Genomic DNA, 16888 nt, shown 5'->3' on the forward strand with positions numbered 1-16888 from the left:
TTTACCATTCGGGGAGCTGGTAGACCGAGGAGGTCGCATTCCGGAATCGAAGCCGGGCAAATTTCCCCAATTCCGGATTTATCCCGGTGAAAAGCCATTTGACGCCGTATTTCTGGGCGAGTAGGCGGACGTTCTCCGCCGAGGGCTCCCGGAACACCGCGTCGTTCGCGGCCAGCCGCGGCGGATCCGCGAACGGCACCGCGAGGTAGGAGCCCTCGAACGACCGGGCCCGCGACAGCGTGCTCTCGGCGTACGCCCACCCCTCGACCAGCACCCGCCGCTCGGTGAACCCCGACACCCAGTAGTGCCGGCTGTCGCACACCTGCCACCACCGGTAGCGGCAGTGCAGATCGGTGGCCACCACGTCATCGGGCGAGGAGTGCGCCCGCAACCACCGCCCCGCCTCCAGCGCCCCCTCCGGTATCAGCCGCTCGCGCTTGTCCTCCTCCGGCAGGACGTGCCCGGCCACCTCCTGGACGGAGGCCGGGACGGCGTACCCCGTCAGGAGCGCCACCACCGCCAGCACGTGCCCGCGCCGCCACAGCAGCAGCGCCCCCGCCGCCAGCACCAGGTACGGCAGCACGACCCGCGCCGCCGTACCGCCGGAGAACTCCAGCCCCGACGCCACCAGCGCGCCCCCCGCCCCCAGCCCCAGCAGGCACGCGGCCAGGGCCCACGGCACGCGCGGCGCCGCCAGCACCCCGCACACGGCCGCGATCGACAGGTAGGGCCGGGCCCCTTCGAGGAAGTAGAGCTGCGACTGCGACGGATGCCCGAGCAGCACCGCCGCGCCGATCCCGGCCGCCCCGATCCCGAGCAGCAGCAGCACGGGCGGCTCCAGCGCCCGCCGCCCCAGCCCCGCCACCCCGCCCCACACGCAGGCCAGGCAGAACAGGTGCACCCCGGCCAGCACGACCAGCTCGCCGACCGGCACCGCGACGGGCGTCCCGACGCCCGCCACCGTCTCCCACAACGCCCGCATGGCCGCGAACGGCGCGAGCACCGTCCCCTGCGCCCGCTGCCCGAACACCACGAACTGCGCGAACGCCAGGCACGTCAGCGTGGCACCCGCCGCCGCGAGCCACTCGCCCCGCACCCGCCGCTCCACCACCCCGCGCACGACCACCACGAGCAGCAGCCCCGCGAGCAGCAGCGGCAGGTAGGTTGCCTTCGCCCCGGTGAGCGCGAGCAGCAGCACCCCCAGCGCCGCCCACCGCGACCGGGGCCCGCCGAGCAGCAGCAACACCACGGGAGCGAACAGCAGCGCCCCGAACGTCTGCGTGGGGCTGGCCCAGACGGTGAACATCGACCGCGAGGTGAACTCGGCGCCCTCCACCAGCACGGGCCCGAACAGGAAGTACGTCACCCCGGCCGCCGCCACCCCGGCGCCCCAGCTCCCGCCCAGCCGCCGCCCGAGCACCGCCACCAGCACGACCATCGCCGCCGCCATCGGTAGCGTGGACAGCCGGTAGACCAGCGTCACCGGCTCGATCCCGGTGACCCAGCTGGTGGCGGCCATTTCGGCGTAGACGTACCAGTGGTAGGACAGCCGCTCGCCCAGCACGGACGGCAGGGTGAGCGGGAAGTGGTGCCGCGCCTCGCCGACCAGCGACAGGTGGTACGGCATGTCCACGTACGCGGTGCCGACCGGCAGCCGGTACAGGAACAACGTGCTCCATGCGATCAGGTAGGCCACGATCCCGGCGAGCACCCAGGCACACCATCCCGGCAGGCGCTCCCTGACGGCCGGCCCCCGCCAGTGCCGCCGCAGGCGGGGCACGAACGCGAACGCGCACAGCACGGCGGCCGGCGGCACCACCACGAGCAGCGGCGCCCCGGCGGCCCGGGCGGGGATGTAGGCCAGCACCTCGACCGCGTAGCCGAGCGCCAGCCCCGCCGCCAGGTCCTCGGCCATGGACCGCCCGCCCCCGGTCAGCCCCCGCCACAGCAGCGTCCCCGGCAGCGCCACCCCGACCCCGAGATAGGCGGCGAAGGCGGCCAGGTCACGCCCGGAGACCCCGCACCACAGGAAGACGCCGACCGCGCCCGCGCACACGAGAGCGGCCGGCACCCACCGGGAGCCGAGCCGCCGCCCGCGGGACATCGACAGGCGGACGAGCGTGCTCTCGGGCGGCGCCAGCGTCATCTGATCACGGTCACCAGTCGCGTGAACTCGGCCGGCAGGTCCACCCCGTCCCACACCCGGTGGAAGCTCAGCGCGCTGCCCACCGGCACCATGCGGTCGACCCCGCGCCCGGCCAGCTCCCTGGCCAGCTCCTCCAGCTCGGCCGCGCCGAACCCGAAGTGGGTCATCGTCTGGTCCCGCCGCTCGACCAGGGCCACCAGCTCCGGCAGCGCCGCGAGCCTGGCGTGCGCGAACGTCCCCGCCCCCAGCCACCGCCGCGGGGCCGCCGCCGCGGCCGACAGCCGCACGCTGGCCAGCGCGTTCCCGCGGAACTCCACGCTCTCGGCCAGCCCGTCGGCGGCCAGCCCGTAGGTGGAGACCCGCTTCTCCACGGCCATCGCCGCGTCGACCCCCCACCCGCGCGCGGTCACCACCCGCGCGACGTGGTCGGTGAAGTCGGCCCGCGCCGCCTCGCAGTCACCCTCGGCCCCCACCCAGAACACGGTCCTGGGCGAGGAGCAGGCGGCCTGGTCGAACCAGTAGGTGTCGTTGACGAACCCCTCGGCGACGGTGACCCGCGCGGCCCGGGGCGCGCACAACCACGCCGCCGCCCGCACCACGGCGAACGACGAGCGGTCGGGGAAGGTCAGGTCGCGGGCGTGCGGGGCGAGCGGGTGACGCCGGATCTCGCGTACGGCCCCGTCGCCGCCCCACACCACCCGCAGGTCGCAGGCGGCCGAGAGCGCGGCGGTGACGGCGTCGGAGCGGTCGTAGGAGATGATCCGCTGCGTGGCGGCGACGGCCGGGTCGGCGCCGTCGAGGGACTCGTGCAGCGTCTCCACGATGGCCTCGGCGACCGCGCCCGCGCGTGGCGACAGGCGCACGACGTTGCGGTTGCCCATCAGGGCCGACAGGGCCCAGGAGTAGACGAAGACCGTGTCGACGTTCGCGGGCGGGATGTGGAAGACCAGGCCGCGCGGGACGCGTACGTGCTCGCGGCCGAGCCCTTCGACCGTGCGGGCCAGCTCGCTGGGCCGCAGGAAGAAGCCGAGCGAGCCCAGCTCGGGATGGCGCCGCGCCAGCGCGGGCCGCAGCAGCCGCCTGCCGAACCCCGCCAGGAACTCGCGGATCCGCTCGTCCCCGACCCGCAGGGTGCCGGCGCGCCGGCCGATCAGCTCCTCGACCGGTACGGGCCCGGCGGCGGGGAACCTGACGTCGACTGTGGTGCGGTCGTCCAGCATCAGCCCTGCCCGAAGGTGTCGCTGCAGCCGCGCGCCTCGGCCCGCGGCAACCTGCCGAGGACCTCGAACCGCTTGCCCGGCAGGCTTCCGTCGTCCACGCCGCGCACCACGCCCAGGTCCTCGGTCAGCAGCACGTGGCCCGGGTAGGACGTGGGCAGCGTGCTGACCACCTCGACCAGCCCCGGCACGCCGGTCGGCGCCTCCTGCCAGGTCTCGGGGTCGCGGATCACGACGTCGGCGAAGTCGGGGCAGTAGAGCCCGTCGCCGTCGGGCCCCTCCAGGAAGACGGTCCCGATCTGCTCGACCATGCCGTAGAAGTTGTGCACCCGGCTCAGCCCGCACTCCGCGTTCAGCCGCCGCCGGAACTCGGCGTTGTCCACCGCCTGCTCGGCCAGCCGCTTCCACCCGCCGGAGTGGATCAGCACCGCCTGCGACAGGTCCGCGCCCAGGCCGCGCAGGTGCAGCCAGACCATGAACGTGAACCCGAAGACGAGGAAGCGCCCGCCGCCGTGTCGCGCCAGGAACCCCTTGACCGCCTCCGCGTCCACCCGGCCCTGCTCGTCGAGCACGAACGTGTGGTCGCGGCCGAAGTTCATCATGCCCAGCACGCCGGCGCCGCGGGCGCTCAGCGTGGGGTCACGGACGACCGAGCGGCTGTCGACGACCAGCATCGGCAGCCGCCGCTCGCCCAGGACCACCCTGATCGTGGCGGCCAGCATGCGGGTCTGCGCCGCCGCGGCCTCCCGGTCGAGGTAGATCCGGCTCGGCCGCTGGCCGGTGGTCCCGCTGGAGGTCAGCACCCGGAACACCTGCTCCTCGGGAATGCTGCGCAGCTCGTGGGTCTTGAACAGCCGGACGGGCAGCCACGGCAAGTCGGCCACCCGCTCGTAGGGAGGCGTCGCGCCGACGGCGTCGAGGATCCGGCGGTAGGGCGGGCAGGCCGCGCGGTGCCGCTCGGTCAGCGCCGCCAGCTCGGGCAGCAGCACGGCCTCCCGCTCGGGCCCGGTCAGGGTGAAGACGCTCACCGCGCCTCGCCCCCGGTCATGAGCGGCACCCCGGCGCCCGACGGTCCACCTCGGTCATGTGACGCACTCCCGGCACCCGGCCATCCACCTCGGTCATGTGAGGGACTCCAGCGTCCGGTAGTCCACCTTGCCCGTCGCCAGGAGCGGCAGGTGCTCGATGTGGCGCACGTCGAACCCGCTCCAGTGCAGCCGCAGCTCGGCCCCCAGCCGCCGGGCCATGCTCACGCGCGCCGCCGGGTCGCCGACCCGCTCGGTCCAGACGGTCACCCGGTCGTCGCCGCTGGTGACCGCCACTGGCCCCGTGCCGCGCAGCATGCGCTCGACGTCGTCGAGGTTGACCCGGGTGCCGAAGACCTTCGCGATGCGCTTGAGCCGCCCGGTGACGTGTAGGAACCCCTCGTCGTCGAGCCGCCCCAGGTCGCCCGTGCGCAGCACCCCGCCCAGGTCGTCGCCCCTGGCCAGGTCGGCGGCGTCTTCGGCGTAGCCCATCATGACGTTGGGACCGTGGTAGACGACCTCGCCGTCCTCGACGGTCAGCCGTCCGCCGGGGACGGCGACCCCGACCGAGCCCGGCTTGTCGGCCAGCCGGTCGGGCGGCAGGACGGCGATGCGGGCGGTGGCCTCCGTCTGCCCGTACATGACGAAGAACCGGTCGGCCTGCTCGGCGAACTCCTTCACCAGCTCGGGGGCCAGCCGCCCGCCGGCCTGGGTGAGCGTGGTGAGCGCCGGGTAGTTGGACCGGTCGAAGCGCATGCGGCGCAACATCGTGTACTGGTAGGGGACCGCGGCCAGCGACGTGCAGCCGTGGTCGTGCAGGTCGGCCCAGAACGAGCGCTCCAGCAGCCCCGCCTCGGTCAGCACCACGGTCCCGCCGGCCACCAGGTGGCTGTTGAGCACCGACAGGCCGTAGCTGTAGTGCAGGGGCAGGCTCGTCGGCGCGATGTCGCCGGGCCCGATCGACAGGGCGGAGGCGATGGCGGCGGCGTTGGCGAGCACGGCCTGGCGGGAGAGGCGGACGAGCTTGGGATTGCCCGTCGAGCCCGAGGTGGCCAGGAGCAGGCCGAGATCGGGATGCGGGTCGGGCACGTCGCGGCGCGGCGGCGGCGGGCCGTCGAGCGTGTGCGTGAACCCGAGCAGCGCGGCGGGCTTGAACCGCTCCGACAGATCGGCCAGCGTCGCGGCCGGCAGGTCGGGGTCGAGCAGCGCGACCGGCCGGCCGGCGTGCCAGGCGCCGAGATAGCAGAACACGGAGGCCAGGGTGTTGCGCATCGCGCAGAACAGCGGCCCGGGCCGCAGGCCGTCCAGGTTCGCGGCCGCGCGGCCGACGTATTTGGCCAGCTCGTCGCCTCGGATCCCCTGTCCGTTACCCGAGACGACGAGCCGGGCTTGTGGGTGCGGGAACATCACAGGACCAGCCCGCCGTCCACGCCGAGGACCTGGCCGGTGATGAAGGCCGCGTCCGGTGACAGCAGGAACGCCACGGCCCGGGCGACGTCGCCGGGCTCGCCGATGCGGCCGAGCGGGGTCGCCTCGACCCTGGCCGCGCGCGCCCGGTCGTCGAGAGTGGCGAGCATGTCGGTCCTGATGTAGCCGGGGGCCACGGCGTTGACCCGGACCCCGGCGGGCCCGAGCTCCTTGGCCGCGGCCCGGGTGAGGCCGATGACCGCGGCCTTGGTCGCGGAGTAGACCGCCTGGCCGGGGCCGCCCGCGCGGCCCATGATCGAGGTGACCAGCACCACGGCGGGGGCCGCGCCGCGGCGCAGCAGCCTGATGGCGGCCTGCAGGGTGTGCGTGGCCCCGATGGCGTTGACCTCGAAGAGGTGGCCGACCGTCTCGTGGCGTGTCATGCCGAGCAGGCCGGCCTCGTGGACGCCGGCGTTGACCACGAGGGCGTCGAGCCGGCCGTGCCGCTGGTAGATCCGCCGCATCATGGCGGAGACCTGCGCGGGGTCGGCCACGTCGCCGTGGACGGAGTCGGTCGCGCCGCCGGTCTCGGCGGCCACCTCCGCCGCCGCCTTGGCGGCCCGCTCCTCGTCGCGGCCGTGGAGCACGACCGCGTGGCCGGTCGCGGCGAGCGTGCCGGCGATGGCCCGGCCGATGCCCCTCGTCGACCCGGTGACGAGCGCGACGCCGGGCTCGGCCGGCGCCTCCATGGAGGTCACAGTGGGTGTCTCAGTGGGTGTCTGGGTGGGGGTCTCAGAGGGCGGCCGCGCCGATGCCATGCTTCTCCAGCAGCCCGGCCGCCTCGGCGAACGAGCTCATGTCGATCATTTCGTCGGTGTCGATCATGATGGAGAACTCGTCCTCCATCGCCGCGATCAGCGCCATGTGCGCCAGGGAGTCCCACTGGGGGATGGCCCGGTATTCCAGGCCGTCGACGTCGGCGTCGGGCGGAAGGTTGAGCGCCGTGCGGAACACGGCCCGCAGGCGGTCGAGATGACTCATGATCACTCTCACTCTCTGTCCTCAAGCCACGACGAAGTGTAGCGGCAATTGCGTGCCAGGAGAAAACCAAGGCCCCGACCTGAGTAATGGAACCGTATAACGAGGCGTGACCCGCGTTGGGGGCTGGGAATGTCGGATGGGACACGGCAACCGTACGGGGGGAATGATGGACGAATCCAATCACTGGTACGGGCACTCCCGCATACTCGGCAGATACTGCGGCCTGCCGGACGAGTCGCCAAAGCGAATTCAAGGTTTCCTCCAGCATGGATGGAACTATCTCCACGGATTTCCCCCGAACGACCACTGGTGCAGCCCTGGTTATCCCCGTTTCATCTGGTCGGACGTGCTACGTCGCAGGGGTTGGTCGATGGGGCGCAGGAGTCACTACCTCGTCGGCGCCCCCTGGATTTACCTCCTTTACCTGGAGCCTGATCTGGGCGCGCGGCCCGATCGCGAGGGTACGATCTGGTATCCCTTTCACGGCTGGGAGAAGAGTTCCGTCAGCGGTGACCATGCTCGGCTCGCCGACGAAATCCGAGATGTCGAGACTGGTCCGGTCACGGTATGTCTTTATTGGCTGGAATTCGCAAATCCGGACATTCGACATGCGTACGAATCGAGGGGATTCCGGGTCATCTGCCATGGCGAGCGCGGATCCCGCTGGGAGGGAAAGGGCCGCGACTTCCTGCGCAAGCAGCTGGTCGAGTTGCGGCGCCACCGCAGGGTGGCCTCCAACAGGCTCGGCAGCGCGCTGTTCTACGGCGCCTCGGTGGGGTGCGAGCTGGGCGTGTACGGGGACCCGATGCAGTTCGAGGACGAGCGGCCCGAATACGGCGGCACGGCGCGCCGCATGCGGCTCTGGCCCGAACTGCACGGCACGCACGTCGATCCGGGGGTGGCGGCCGAGGTGGCGCGGCGCGAGCTGGGATTCGAGTATCAGGCGACACCGGAGGAGCTACGGCGAATGTTCGGTTGGAAGCGGGTGCGCTGCGCATGAGCACGAGCACGCGCACGAGTGAGGCACCCGAGAACGTCCGGTTGATCGGCGGGGAGATGCTGCTGTGGTCGGACGTGTCCGGCATGGGCGGCGTCACCGGCTGGCGGGGGGCGGCGCTGGAGCTGATCAGGCGGATGGTCCCGGAGAGCGGCAGGGTGCTGCTGGTCGGGCCGCATCCCCAGGCGCTGGTGGACGACGTGGTCGCGCGGGCTCCTGCGGCCGCCGTGCTGCTGCGCTCGTACCCTGACGCCTGCGCGCTGGGAGAGCGGCATCCCGGGCTGGCGGTCTACTGCGGGCGGCTGGAGCTGCTGGCCGCGGACGAGCCGTACGACCTGGTGCTGGCGCTGGACGGGCTGCTGCGCACGCACTCGGCCGAGGCCCCGGCCGCCGCCTGGAACGAGTCGCTCGAAGCGCTGGCCGACCTCGTCGCGCCCGGCGGGCGGCTGGTCCTCGGCGTCCGCAACGACCTGGGCGTGGACCGGTTCATCGAGGCCAGGCCCGCCGACCGGGAGTGCGCCGACGACCAGTGGGCGCCGCACGGCTTCGACCCCAGCTACCCCAGCGGCCCCGGGGCGCTCGACCTCGGGCTGGAGTCGGCCGGGCTCAGCATGCAGCGGTGCTACGCGGCCTACCCCGACCGGCAGACGCCGCGCTCGCTGCTGTCCAGGGAGGCGCTGGCGTTCGACCTGCCCGAGGCGCTCACGTTCCCGCTGAGCGCCAAGGACGGCGACCGGATGCTGGTGGCCGACCCGCTGCGGCTGACCAGGCTGGTCTTCCGGCACCGGCTGGGTGAGGAGCTGGCCCCGCTCTGGCTGGCCGTGGCCTCCCGCCCCCCGCACGGCGCGGCCGAGGCCCCGGCGGTCGAGCTGCCGCTGGGCCTCATCGAGGAGGGCCCCGCCCTGTACGAGCTCACCCCCGCGGGCACCCGGCGCCTGCCCGGCGGCCAGGAGCGGCCGATCCCGGCCGGCCGCGTGGTGGAGGAGATCCTCGTCGAGGCGTGCGCCCGCGAGGACGTCAGGACCGTACGCGAGCTGCTCGCCGAGCTGGCCGACTGGCTGGAGTCGGGCGGCGACGCGTCGGCGGCGACCGACAGCCTGGTCTACGACGGCGAGCGGTTCGCCGCCGTCAACCCGCCGTCGGGCCCGGCCACGCGGCCCGAGCCGCACGTCGTGCTCTGCCGGATCCTGTGGCGGTTCGCGGTCCGGCTGCTGGCGGCCGGCCACCACCACCCGTGGCCGTGGCCGCTGGAGGCCGACCAGCTCACGCTGACCCTGTGCGGCATGGCCGGCCGGTCGTGCGACCATCGCGACCTCGACCGGGCCCGCAAGCTCGACGCCGAGCTGGGTCAGCCCGCCGAGCTGACCGAGCACGCCCCGACCTACCGCGACCTGCTGGGCGCGCGTGACCGCCTGGCCGACCAGCTCACCGCGGCCCTGGCCAGGATCTCCCGCCTGGAGACCAAGCTGTCCTACCGCGAGCGCGAGCTGGTCAGGGCCAAGGCCAAGCTGCGCAGGACCCAGCGCAAGGCCACCGCCTACCGCAGGACGCTCGGCTACCGCCTGTCCCGCCGCCTGGCCCGGCCCCGCAAGGTCGCCCGCCGCGTCATCCGCCTGTTGTCCGGCTGAGGAAACGATGAGGAGTACATGTGCCGGTTCTTTCGGTGATCGTCCCGTTCCACAACGTCGAGAAGTACATCGGACCCTGCCTTGACTCCATAGCCGCCCAGACGCTGGGGGAGCTGGAGGTGATCTGCGTGGACGACGGCAGCGGCGACGGAGGCTCGGCCGTCGTCGAGTCCCGGCAGGCCACCGACCCGCGGATCACCCTCATCAGGCAGGACAACCACGGGGTGGGCCACGCCCGCAACGTCGGCGTGCGTCGCGCGAGCGGCGACTACCTGGCCTTCGTGGACGGCGACGACACCGTGCCGCGTGAGGCGTTCAAGCGGCTGGTGTCTTCGCTCGAGACCACCGGCTCCGACCTGGCCTGCGGAAACGTCATGCGGCTCCACCGCAACCTGCTCATCCCGTCGTGGGCGCACCGGGAGGCGTTCGCCCGGGCGGTCAGGCGCACCCACATCACCCGCCACCCGCTGCTGGTCCGCGACCGCATGTTGTGGAACAAGGTCTACCGCCGTAGCTTCTGGGACGGCCTGGGCCTGAGCTTCCCCGAGCGCATGTACGAGGACCAGCCCGTCGCCATGGCCGCCCACGTCGGAGCCAGCTCGGTGGACGTGCTGGCCAAGGTCGTCTACCACTGGCGGCAGCGCGACGAGCCCGGCGCCTCCATCACCCAGCGCCGCCTGGAGCCGGGCAACCTGCGCGACCGGCTCCTGTCGGTGCTGCAGACCGCCGAGCTGCTCGGCCGCGGGGCGCCGAAGCTCAGGCCCGACTTCGACCGCGACACGCTGGACATCGACATGGGCGTCGCGGTGGAGGCGATGGCCGCCATGGGCCCGGCGGCGGACCCGGACCTGGTGGACCTGGCCGTCCGCTACCTGGACGGCGTGTCGCGGGAGGCCTGGCAGAGCATCCCGTTCGAGCACCGCCTGCTGGTCCACCTGCTGCACCGGCGCCGCCTGGCCGAGCTGGCCGACCTCTTCGCCCAGTCCCGGGAGGGCAGCCTGCGACCCGGGATGAGTTCGGAGGGGTTGCTGCGCAGGCGCTGGTACGGCCGGCACCCCTCGATGCCCGTCCACCTGTCGGAGCTCTCCGGCGAGCTGGGCCTGCAGGCCAGGCTGGTGAGCCTCGACTGGCGCGACGGCGTGCTGCACGGGTCGGGGCGGGTGGCCGTCGGCAGGTTCGACGTGAGCGGGCTGCGGCGGGTGCGCGTACGGATCTGGCTGGAGGAGCGCGGGACCGGCGAGACCCTTCAGCTGTCCGACGAGGAGAGCGCGCCCGCGTGGGAGAGCGTCGAGCAGGAGGACGGCGGGCGGCTGCCGGAGCACGCGTTCCCGTTCAGGTTCGCGTTCGACCCGGTCGCGCTGTCGCGGGCGCAGCTGGCCAGGCACGGCCAATGGGACCTGTGCGTGCGGCTGCGGAGCCACGGGCTGAAGCTGGAGAGCAGGGTGGCCGGGCCGCGCTGGCTGCCGCCGCTGATCCCGGCGCCGCGCCGCAGGTCGGGCGTGTGGCTGGTGCCGGTGCGCAGCTCGAGAGGCGCCTGGGGGATACGCCTGCGCACGGCCCAGGCGATCATCGGCGACTGCCGGCTGGACGGCGGCGACCTGGTGTTCTCGGGGGAGATGTCCGACATCGGCGACGGCGAGCCGGTGCTCAGGCTGCGGCGCAGGAGCGACGGCGAGGAGATGTACTTCCCGGTGGCGCTGGCCGGCCAGGACTTCCACGCGCGGGTGCCGCTGGCCGACATCGACGAGTGCGTCGGCCACGAGTCGTGGTGGGAGGTGCTCATCGACCAGGGCCGGGCCATCCGCCCGCTGGTGCGCACGAGGCAGCGGGCGATCGCCACCGTGGAGGGCGCCGACCGGGAGGAGCGGCGCTTCCTCATCGACCGGGGCGAGGACGGCTGCCTGCTGCTGGCGGAACGCTGACCGGGCGCCGACCCGGGTGCCGGCTCAGGCCAGGATGCCGGTCAGCGTCTCCACGACGTGCTCCTGCTGCGCGTCGGTCAGGGCCGGGAACAGCGGCAGCGACAGCTCCTCGGCGTAGTAGGACTCGGCTTCCGGGCAGAGACCGCGCCGGTAGCCGAGGTCCTCGAACACCGGGTGCCAGTAGGCCGGCACGTAGTTGACCTGGACCCCGATCCCGGCGGCGCGCATGAGCTCGTAGACCTCGCGCCTGCGCCCGCCGCCGACCCGGACGGGGTAGAGGTGCCAGCTCGGCCGCACGTAGGCGTGCTGGGCGGGCAGCGTCAGCCCCGGCACGTCGCGCAGCAGCACGTTGTAGCGCGCGACCAGCTCGGCGCGCCGCTCGCGGAAGCGCGCCAGCCGCCGCAGCTGGCTGAGGCCGAGCGCGCACAGCACGTCGGGCAGCCGGTAGTTGAGCCCGAACTCGTGCACCTCCTGGTGCCAGCCGCCCTCGCCGGGAGTGCGCTGCTCGGCGGGGTCCCTGACCAGGCCGTGGTTCCGGAAGCGGGCGGCCCGCCGGAACAGCTCGGGGTCGGCCGCCGCCACGGCCCCGCCCTCCGCCGTCGTCACGGTCTTGGTCGGGAAGAACGAGAACGTGGTCAGATCCGCCAGCGCCCCCACCGGCCGGTCCTTGTACGCCGCCCCGATCGAGTGCGCCGCGTCGCTCACCAGCACCGCCCCGGCCCGGTCGGCGACCTCCCGCAGCTCGTCGTAGTCGGCCGGATGGCCGGCGTAGTCCACCGCCGTGATCGCCCGCGTCCGGCCGGTGACCAGCGCGGCCGCGGCGTCGGGGTCGAGGTTGCCCGTGTCGGGCCGCACGTCGGCGAAGACCACCCGCGCGCCCAGCAGCGCGGCCGTGGGGGCCGTGGCCACGAACGTCAGCGGCGAGGTGACCACCTCGTCGCCCGCCCGCACCCCGGCCGCCACGTAGGCGACGTGCAGCGCCGCGGTGCCCGACGTGACCGACACGCATGGCACGCCGCCCGTCCAGCGGGCCAGCTCCGCCTCGAACTCGCCGACCGCGGGCCCGGTCGTCAGCCAGTCGCCGCGCAGCACCTCGGCGACCGCCGCGACGTCGGACTCCTCGATCGACTGGCGTCCGTAGGGCAGCATCAGCCGGTCACCATGCCGCGCAGGTCGTCGACCGACAGCCACTGCTCGTTGCTGTCGGAGCGGTAGGCGAAGCCCTCGGGCAGCTGCTCGCCGGTCTTCGGCGGCACGTAACCCCAGGTCGCGATCGTTGGCTGGACCACGTAGCGGTCGGACAGGCGCAGCGTCCTGCGGCCGTCGTCGGGGCCGATCATCTCCTCGTGCAGCTTCTCGCCCGGGCGCACGCCGATCTCGTAGATCGGGCTGTTCGGGGCCAGGGCCTCGGCCAGGTCGGTGATGCGCATGCTGGGGATGCGCGGTACGTACAGCTCGCCGCCCTGCATCAGGTCGAACGAGTCCACCACGAACCTGACCGCCTGCTCCAGCGTGATCCAGAACCTGGTCATGCGCTTGTCGGTGATCGGCAGGCTGCCGCCCTGCTCGGCCAGCCGCTGGAAGAGCGGGATCACCGAGCCCCGGCTGCCGACGACGTTGCCGTAGCGGACCACGGCGAAGCGGGTCTCGTGGGCGGCGGCGTAGTGGTTGGCCGAGACGAACAGCTTGTCGGCGACCAGCTTCGTGGCGCCGTACAGGTTGATCGGGCTGGAGGCCTTGTCGGTGGAGAGCGCGACGACCTTGCGCACGCCGCAGTCGATGGCGGCCTCCACGACGTTCTGCGAGCCGGCGACGTTGGTGCGGACGTACTCGAACGGGTTGTACTCGGCGGTGTCGACCTGCTTGAGCGCGGCGGCGTGGACCACGTATTCGACGCCGTGCATGGCGCGGGTCAGGCGGTCGCGGTCGCGGACGTCGCCGATGAACCAGCGCAGCCGCTCGTCGTCGTCGAAGAGCTGCCTGGTCTCGTACTGCTTGAGCTCGTCGCGGGAGAAGACCACCAGGCGGCGGACCCCGAGCGAGTCGAGCGCGTGACGGATGAACGCCTTGCCGAAGGACCCCGTTCCTCCGGTGATCAGAATCGACGATCCACTGAGAATGCTCACGTGGCCCCCTGGAGTCGCGCTTACGCGCTGTAGTCGTCGTGGCAGGCGGTAGCATAGCGCGATCGGACAGCGACACAGAGTCACACGGGGGAATGGGGCTTCGGTGCGTATTGTCGGAATAGTTCAGGCTCGCATGGGCTCGACCCGCCTGCCGGGGAAGGTGCTGCGGGAGCTGGGGGGCCGCTCCGTGCTGGGGTGGGTGGTCCGCGCCGCGCGGGAGGCGGGCGCGCTCGACGACCTCCTCGTCGCCACCACGACCGAGCCGGCCGACGACGCGGTGGTCGACGAGTGCCGCCGGCTCGGCGTGGCCTGGCACCGGGGGCCGGTGGACGACGTGCTGACCCGGTTCGCGCAGGCGCTGGCGGGGCGGCGGTGGGACGCCATGATGCGGTTCACGGCCGACTGCCCGCTGCTGGACCCGGCCGTGATCAGGGAGGCGGCGCTGGTCTTCCGCGCCGTCCCGGGGCTCGACTACCTGAGCACGAGCCTGGCGCGCACGCTGCCGCGCGGGCTCGACGTGGAGATCGCCGGCCGGGCCGCGCTCCGGCGGGCCGACGAGGAGGCCACCGGCTTCCACCGCACCCACGTGACCTCCTACGTCTACGAGCACCCCGGCGACGCCCGGCTGCTCGGGCTGGCCTACCGGCCCGCCGCCGACGACCTGCGGGTCACGCTCGACACCGAGGACGACTGGCGGCTGATCTCCACGGTGGTGGCCGAGCTGGGCGACCGCTGCCTGCCGGCCCGGACGCTGGTGGGCTGGCTGCGCGAGCGGCCCGAGGTGTGCGGGCTCAACGCCCACGTCCGGCAGAAGGCCCTGCAGGACGCATGACGGGCGGAGCAGGCCCCGGTCGCCCGGGCGGCCGGGTGGGTTTCCGCTGCGACGCCGGGGTCCGGAGCGGGGTCGGCCACCTGGTGCGGTGCGTGGCGCTGGCGGAGGAGCTGTGCGCCCGGGGCGTCGAGGTGGCCTTCCTGGGGGAGGTGCGCGGCTCGGACTGGGCGCGGGCGCAGCTTCGCGAGCGCGGGTTCCGGCTGGTGCCCGCGCCCCAGGATCCGGTACGGCTGGCCGCCCTGGCCCGCGGCCTGGGCCTGGACGCCGTGGTGCTCGACTCCTACGACCTGCCGGACAAGACGGGCGCGGTGCTCAGGGAGGCCGGGCTCGCGGTGCTGGCGATCGTGGACGGCGACCCGCTGGGCCAGGAGGCCGACCTCTACCTCGACCAGAACCTCGGTGCCGAGCGGCGGCCCTTCCCGCGGCGGGCCCGGCGCCTCGCGGGAGCCCCGTACGTGCTGCTGCGCGACAGCGTGCGGCGGCGTACGCGGGCACCCGGCGGGGGCGACGTCCCACGGGTGTTGTGCTTCTTCGGCGGCACCGACAGCGCGGGCGTGGCACCGGCCTGGGCGCGGGCCCTCAGGGCGACCGGGCGGCCCTTCCACGGCACGGTCGTCAGCCCGGCGCCGTTCGAGGCGGGCGGGCCGATCACCGTGATCCCGCCGACGGACCGCCTGCCCGAGCTGATGGCCGGGGCCGACCTCGTGCTCACCGCGGCCGGCTCGGCCGTCTGGGAGCTGCTCTACCTCGGCGTGCCCACGGCGTTGAGCTGGGTGGCGGACAACCAGCTCATCGGCTACGAGGAGCTCGTGGGCCGGGGCGCGGCGGCGGGCCTGGGGGGTGAGGCGGGCGCGGAGGCCGTCGGCGTGCTGGCCCGCCTGCTCGGCGACCCCGCCGCCCGCGAGGAGCTGGGCGGGCGGGGCCGCGGCCTGGTGGACGGCAGGGGCCGGGAGCGGGTCGCCGACGCCCTGCTCGCGATCGGCTAGATCAGGTCCCAGGTGAGCGGGGTGCCGAAGGGCACGTCCCGGGTGAAGCGGCGGCCCATCACCTGCCCGGCCGAGTCGGGGGGCAGACCGCCCGCGGGCCGGATCGAGCGTACGTTGTCCGGCGTCACCGGCTCGCCCGCGCTCACGTCGCGCACCACGTACAGCGAGCGCCGGAAGCGCAGCCCCTCGCGCTCCGAGGGGCGTGGCCCGATCGTCACGTCGCCCAGCGACTGCCAGGCCCGCTCGCTCTCCACCACCAGCGCCGCCAGCTCGGCCGGCTCCAGCGAGAACGCCGCGTCCACCCCGCCCTCGGCCCGCGACATGGTGACGTGCTTCTCGATCAGGCACGCCCCCAGCGCCACGGACGCCAGCGCGGCCCCGATCCCGGGGGTGTGGTCGGACAGGCCCACCACCTCGCCCGTGAGCGCGGCCAGCAGCGGCAGCGAGCGCAGGTTGCTCTCCGAGGGCGCGGCCGGGTAGGAGGCCGTGCACGACAGCACGGCGAGCTGGGCGCACCCGGCCTCGCGGGCGGCCGACACCGCGGCGTCGATCTCGGAGATGCCGGCCATCCCCGTGGAGATGATCAGCGGCTTGCCCGTGGCGGCCGCCAGCCGGATCAGCGGCAGGTCCACGATCTCCGACGAAGCGATCTTGTACGCCGGCACGCCCAGCTTCTCCAGGAGCTCGACCGCCGTGGGGTCAAAGGGAGCCGAGAACGCGATCAGCCCGCGCTCGCGCGCCCGCCGGAAAATCGGCTCGTGCCACTCCCACGGCGTGTGGGCGCGTTCGAAGAGCCGGTAGAGGTTCTCGCCACCCCACAGCTCGTGCTCGTCGCCCACGCGGAACGCGGGCCCGTCGCAGTCGATGGTCAGCGTGTCCGGCAGGTACGTCTGCAGCTTCAGCGCGTGCGCCCCGGCCTCGGCCACCGCGTCCACGATGGCCAGCGCCCGCTCCAGGCTGCCGTTGTGGTTGCCCGACAGCTCCGCCACGACGAACGGCGGATGGCCGGCCCCGATCGCCCGCCCCCCGATGGAGATCATGCGTGTTCCTTCCTGAGCTCGATGGCCACGACGTCGCGCGGCACCCCGTCCACCTCCCGCAGGTAGGCGCCCACCTCGACGAACCCGAACCGCCGGTGCAGCCGCCTGACCGGCTCGTTGCCGGCCAGCACCTCACCCCGCAGCGTCGTCAGCCCGAGCGGCCCGAAGGCGTGCTCGATGGCCGCCCGCTCCAGCCCGGCCCAGGCCCGCAGCAGCGTCCCCGACCGCTCCAGGCCGTCGAGATCGAGGTAGTAGCCCCAGTCGGCGCTCTCGGGCGAGAGGCCGGCGTAGGTCACCACGCCCGCGGCGGTGCCCTCGTGGTCGTAGATCAGCACGCGCCGGCCCGCGTCGGCGCGGGTGGCCGCCCACCAGCGGGCGTGCTCGTCCTCCGCGATCTCGTGCGTGGTGAAGCTGGCGGCGCGCACCCGAGGGTGGTTGCGCCACCGGCGCATCACCGGCAGATCGTCGTCCCGGACGTCTCTCAGCACCGCTCCCCCTACTCCCCCTACTATCTGTGTTCG

At 73.5% G+C, this 16888-nt stretch carries 15 protein-coding genes; 5 read left to right on the forward strand and 10 right to left on the reverse strand.

What is annotated here, in order from left to right; translation table 11 throughout:
* Position 1 precedes the first annotated feature (1 nt).
* The 6 genes from ACBJ59_RS47565 to ACBJ59_RS47590 form a co-directional block, all read right to left on the reverse strand.
* Positions 2–2146, reverse strand: coding sequence for a hypothetical protein (locus ACBJ59_RS47565; RefSeq protein WP_375116641.1), 2145 nt, complete (start codon positions 2144–2146; stop codon positions 2–4).
* Positions 2143–3366 carry an acyl-CoA reductase gene (locus tag ACBJ59_RS47570; protein WP_375116642.1) on the reverse strand — a complete coding sequence of 408 codons (1224 nt, stop codon included), beginning with the start codon at positions 3364–3366 and terminating at the stop codon, positions 2143–2145. The genes ACBJ59_RS47565 and ACBJ59_RS47570 overlap by 4 nt, the downstream gene beginning before the upstream one ends.
* Positions 3366–4391, reverse strand: coding sequence for an acyl-protein synthetase (locus ACBJ59_RS47575; protein WP_375116643.1), 1026 nt, complete (start codon positions 4389–4391; stop codon positions 3366–3368). The genes ACBJ59_RS47570 and ACBJ59_RS47575 overlap by 1 nt, the downstream gene beginning before the upstream one ends.
* 93 nt (positions 4392–4484) lie before the next feature.
* Positions 4485–5795: an AMP-binding protein gene (locus ACBJ59_RS47580; RefSeq protein WP_375116644.1), complete on the reverse strand. Its 1311-nt coding sequence runs from the start codon at positions 5793–5795 to the stop codon at positions 4485–4487.
* On the reverse strand, positions 5795–6544 hold the full coding sequence (locus ACBJ59_RS47585) for an SDR family NAD(P)-dependent oxidoreductase (RefSeq protein ID WP_375116645.1): 750 nt from the start codon (positions 6542–6544) through the stop codon (positions 5795–5797). The genes ACBJ59_RS47580 and ACBJ59_RS47585 overlap by 1 nt, the downstream gene beginning before the upstream one ends.
* A gap of 43 nt (positions 6545–6587) precedes the next feature.
* Positions 6588–6836 (reverse strand): acyl carrier protein, encoded by a 249-nt coding sequence (locus ACBJ59_RS47590; protein ID WP_375116646.1) that lies wholly within the window; start codon positions 6834–6836, stop codon positions 6588–6590.
* A 370-nt stretch (positions 6837–7206) separates the two neighbouring features.
* Here ACBJ59_RS47590 and ACBJ59_RS47595 point away from each other — a divergent pair, with 370 nt between their 5' ends.
* From ACBJ59_RS47595 to ACBJ59_RS47605, 3 genes are read left to right on the forward strand one after another with little or no spacing between them, the layout of a single operon-like run.
* Positions 7207–7836, forward strand: coding sequence for a hypothetical protein (locus ACBJ59_RS47595; RefSeq protein ID WP_375116647.1), 630 nt, complete (start codon positions 7207–7209; stop codon positions 7834–7836).
* Positions 7833–9461, forward strand: a complete 1629-nt coding sequence (locus tag ACBJ59_RS47600) for a hypothetical protein (RefSeq protein WP_375116648.1) — start codon at positions 7833–7835, stop codon at positions 9459–9461. Before ACBJ59_RS47595 ends, ACBJ59_RS47600 begins: the two co-directional genes overlap by 4 nt.
* 20 nt (positions 9462–9481) lie before the next feature.
* Entirely contained in the window at positions 9482–11383 is a 1902-nt protein-coding gene (locus ACBJ59_RS47605; RefSeq protein ID WP_375116649.1) for a glycosyltransferase, read from the forward strand.
* Between the two features lie 24 nt (positions 11384–11407).
* Here the strand turns inward: ACBJ59_RS47605 and ACBJ59_RS47610 are convergent, their stop codons facing one another.
* Positions 11408–12532, reverse strand: a complete 1125-nt coding sequence (locus ACBJ59_RS47610) for a DegT/DnrJ/EryC1/StrS family aminotransferase (RefSeq protein WP_375116650.1) — start codon at positions 12530–12532, stop codon at positions 11408–11410.
* Positions 12532–13509, reverse strand: a complete 978-nt coding sequence (pseB, locus tag ACBJ59_RS47615; protein ID WP_375116651.1) for a UDP-N-acetylglucosamine 4,6-dehydratase (inverting) — start codon at positions 13507–13509, stop codon at positions 12532–12534. Before pseB ends, ACBJ59_RS47610 begins: the two co-directional genes overlap by 1 nt.
* A 103-nt stretch (positions 13510–13612) precedes the next feature.
* Between pseB and ACBJ59_RS47620 the strand changes: the two genes are divergently transcribed.
* Both ACBJ59_RS47620 and ACBJ59_RS47625 read left to right on the forward strand, forming a co-directional pair.
* On the forward strand, positions 13613–14341 hold the full coding sequence (locus ACBJ59_RS47620) for a cytidylyltransferase domain-containing protein (protein WP_375116652.1): 729 nt from the start codon (positions 13613–13615) through the stop codon (positions 14339–14341).
* Positions 14338–15327, forward strand: coding sequence for a PseG/SpsG family protein (locus tag ACBJ59_RS47625; protein ID WP_375116653.1), 990 nt, complete (start codon positions 14338–14340; stop codon positions 15325–15327). Before ACBJ59_RS47620 ends, ACBJ59_RS47625 begins: the two co-directional genes overlap by 4 nt.
* Here the strand turns inward: ACBJ59_RS47625 and pseI are convergent.
* Positions 15324–16367 carry a pseudaminic acid synthase gene (pseI, locus tag ACBJ59_RS47630; RefSeq protein ID WP_375116654.1) on the reverse strand — a complete coding sequence of 348 codons (1044 nt, stop codon included), beginning with the start codon at positions 16365–16367 and terminating at the stop codon, positions 15324–15326. The genes ACBJ59_RS47625 and pseI overlap by 4 nt on opposite strands.
* Complete coding sequence (locus ACBJ59_RS47635; protein ID WP_364112783.1) at positions 16364–16855, reverse strand: GNAT family N-acetyltransferase; 492 nt, start codon at positions 16853–16855, stop codon at positions 16364–16366. Before ACBJ59_RS47635 ends, pseI begins: the two co-directional genes overlap by 4 nt.
* Between the last annotated feature and the right edge of the window lie 33 nt (positions 16856–16888).

The organism is Nonomuraea sp. MTCD27 (assembly GCF_041950495.1).
GTDB lineage: Bacteria > Actinomycetota > Actinomycetes > Streptosporangiales > Streptosporangiaceae > Nonomuraea.